Annotated in this window: 3 protein-coding genes; 2 read left to right on the top strand and 1 reads right to left on the bottom strand. The window is 71.6% G+C overall.

Going from position 1 to position 3,390, the window contains the following annotated elements; genetic code table 11:
* A partial coding sequence (locus FUT87_RS17405; RefSeq protein WP_255511895.1) for a methyl-accepting chemotaxis protein occupies positions 1 to 867 on the top strand: 867 nt, incomplete at its 5' end.
* Between the two features lie 72 nt (positions 868 to 939).
* Complete coding sequence (locus FUT87_RS17400; protein ID WP_147241829.1) at positions 940 to 3,012, top strand: M3 family metallopeptidase; 2,073 nt, start codon at positions 940 to 942, stop codon at positions 3,010 to 3,012.
* On the opposite strand, the gene FUT87_RS17395 is transcribed toward FUT87_RS17400, so the two are convergent.
* Positions 2,997 to 3,390 (bottom strand): EAL domain-containing protein (locus tag FUT87_RS17395; RefSeq protein ID WP_186830593.1); only part of this gene is annotated, 394 nt, incomplete at its 5' end. The two genes, FUT87_RS17400 and FUT87_RS17395, sit on opposite strands and share 16 nt — an antisense overlap.

Below are 3,390 nucleotides of genomic sequence, written 5' to 3'. Positions count from 1 at the left end.
ATCAACGACATCATCGGCGTCATCGACGGCATCGCCTTCCAGACCAACATCCTGGCGCTGAACGCGGCGGTGGAGGCGGCACGCGCCGGCGAGCAGGGACGCGGTTTCGCGGTCGTGGCGAGCGAGGTGCGCTCGCTGGCGCAGCGCAGCGCCGAGGCCGCCAAGGAGATCAAGGCGCTGATCGGCGCCAGCGTCACCAGCGTCGAGGCCGGGTCGCGGCTGGTGCAGGCGGCGGGCGAGTCGATGAACGACATCGTGCACAGCGTGCAGCGGGTGACGGACATCATCGGCGAGATCACCGCCGCGTCGACCGAGCAGAGCGCCGGCATCGCGCAGGTCAATGACGCGGTGGTGCAACTGGACCGGATGACGCAGCAGAACGCGGCGCTGGTGGAGGAATCGGCGGCGGCGGCCGAGAGCCTCAAGGACCAGGCGCACCGGCTGACCGAGATCGTGTCGGTGTTCCGGCTCGGGCAGGACGCGATGGAAGGGGTGAAGCGGGCGGCGCCGGTCCAGGCCGCGGCTCGCGCGCCGGCGGCGAGGCCGGCCTCGTTGGCGGCGTCGGCGGCGTCAACGGCATCGCCCCGCTCGGCATCGACCGCGCCCGGCGCGGTGACGAAGACGGCCTCGACCCAGCCCGCGCCGATGAAGGCGGTCCGGCCCGGGGCGAATGGCGCCGCGCATGGCACCGTCAAGCCGCCGACGCCGAAGCCAGCCGCCGCCGCTCCGTCGGTCGCGGCGCCCCCGCCGCGTCCCGCGCCAGCCGCCGACGACGGCGACTGGGAATGCGGAGGCCGCTGGGACAATCCGCGCCTCGTGATCGGGAGAGCCGCGGGCTTGATAGCCTGCGGCCTATCCCCACGATAGAGAGCTCCCGCGCATCCGCGCGCGAAAGGCTGAGACACTGTCCCGGCATTTCGTCAGACTCACGAGGCCTGCATGACCGACTCCTCCGCCCCTTCGGCCGCCGCGCCGACCGCCGCCAACCCGCTGCTGTCCACCGCGCCGCTGCCTGATTTCGCCGCGATCGACCCGTCCCACATCCAGCCGGCCATCACCGAGCTGCTCGCCCAGGCCCAGCAGGCGCTCGAGCAGGTCACGGCGCCCGGCGCGCCGGCCGACTACGAACGCCTCTCCCGCACCCTGAACGTCGCCACCGAGCGCCTGGGCACCGCCTGGGGCGCCGTCGGCCACCTGAACGCGGTCGCCAACACGCCGGCGCTGCGCGAGGCCTACAACGCGATGCTGCCCGCGGTGACCGAGTTCCACACCGCGCTGGGCGCCAACGAGGCGCTGTACGCGCTCTACAAGGCGATCGCCGCGCAGCCGGGCCTCACGCCCGAACGCGCCCAGCTGCTCAAGCACGCGATGCGCGACTTCGTGCTCTCCGGCGCCGAGCTGCAGGGCGAGGCCAAGGCGCGTTTCGCCAAGATCCAGGAGCGCAGCGCCGAACTGGGCCAGGCCTTCTCCGAGCACGTCATGGACGCCACCGACGGCTGGAGCTACCTCGCCACCGCCGCCGAGCTCAAGGGCGTGCCGGCGGACGTCGTCGCCAACGCGCGCGCTGCCGCCGAGAAGGACGGCCACACCGATCCCGACGCGCACAAGCTGACGCTGCACTTTCCGGTCTACATGCCGGTGATGCAGTACGCCGAGGACCGCGCGCTGCGCGAGCGCCTGTACCGCGCCTACGTGACGCGCGCGAGCGAGCTCGGCGACAAGCCCGACTGGGACAACGGCCCGCTGATGCAGGAACTGCTGATGCTGCGCCAGGAGGAGGCGAAGCTGCTGGGCTTCGCCAACTTCGCCGAGGCCTCGCTGGTGCCCAAGATGGCGACCTCGCCGGCGCAGGTGATGAGCTTCCTGCGCGATCTGGCGACCCGCGCCCGCCCCTATGCGCAGCGCGACCTGGACGAGCTGCGCGACTTCGCCAAGGCCGCGCTGCGCCTGGACGATCCGCAGGCCTGGGACCTGCCCTATGTCTCCGAGAAGCTGAAGGAGGCGCGCTACGCCTTCTCCGACCAGGAAGTGCGGCAATACCTGACCCTGCCGCGCGTGCTGGACGGGCTGTTCCGCATCGTCGACCGGCTCTTCGGCGTGCAGCTGGTGCCGGCCCAGGCCTCGGTCTGGCATGAGTCGGTGCAGTTCTGCGAGCTGCGCCGCGACGGCCAGTTGATCGGCCAGGTCTACCTGGACCTGTACGCGCGCAGCGGCAAGCGGCCCGGCGCCTGGATGGACGAGGTGCGCAGCCGCTGGGCGCGGCCGGACCTGGCCGGCAGCTGCGCCGAGCAGATTCCGGTGGCGCACCTGGTCTGCAACTTCCCGCAGGGCGCGGACGGCAAGCCGGCGCTGCTCACCCACGACGACGTGACGACGCTGTTCCACGAATGCGGCCACGGTCTGCACCACCTGCTCACGCGCGTGGCGGAACTGGGCGTGTCGGGCATCTCCGGCGTCGAGTGGGACGCGGTCGAGCTGCCCAGCCAGTTCATGGAGAACTTCTGCTGGGAGTGGGAGGTCATCCAGCAGCTCTCGGCCCATGTGGACACCGGCGAGCCGCTGCCGCGGGCGCTGTTCGACAAGATGCTGGCGGCCAAGAACTTCCAGGCCGGCCTGCAGACGCTGCGCCAGATCGAGTTCGCGCTCTTCGACATGCGGCTGCATGCCGAGCCCGGCGCCGAGACCCGGGTGCAGGAAGTGCTGGACGAGGTGCGGGCCGAGGTGACGGTGCTGCCGCCGCCGGCGTTCAACCGCTTCCAGCACAGCTTCTCGCACATCTTCGCGGGCGGCTACGCGGCGGGTTACTACAGCTACAAGTGGGCCGAGGTGCTATCCGCCGATTGCTGGAGCGCGTTCGAGGAGGAAGGCGTGTTCAACCCGGCGACCGGCCGGCGCTACCTGGACGAGATCCTGTCGATGGGCAGCGTCCGCGACGCGATGGACAACTTCAAGGCCTTCCGCGGCCGTGAGCCGCAGATCGACGCGCTGCTGCGGCATCAGGGCATGGCCTGAGACCGGGTCGGCGGCGGCGGCGCCGCCGGCTTCTTCCACGGCACGGTCTGGATCAGGCGCCGGGCGTCCTCCGCCGGCAGCGCCTGGGCGAACAGCCAGCCCTGTGCCATCTCCACGCCGAGCGTTTCCAGTAGCGCGGCCTGCGCCTGCGTCTCGACGCCTTCGGCCAAGGTCCGCCAGCCGCGCGCGCGGGCCAGGCCCACGATCGTGCGCACGACCTCCAGCGCCTCGCCGCCCTCGCCCAGCCGCGTGACGAAGCTCCGGTCGATCTTCAGCGTGTCGACCGGGAAGCGGTGCAGATGGGCCAGGGAGGACTGCGCGCTCCCCACGTCGTCGATCGAGAGCCGCAAGCCCAGGCCCGCCAGCGCCTGCAGCAGC

It is taken from the genome of Mitsuaria sp. TWR114, assembly GCF_007997345.1.
This window is presented reverse-complemented; position numbering and strand designations above follow the sequence as displayed.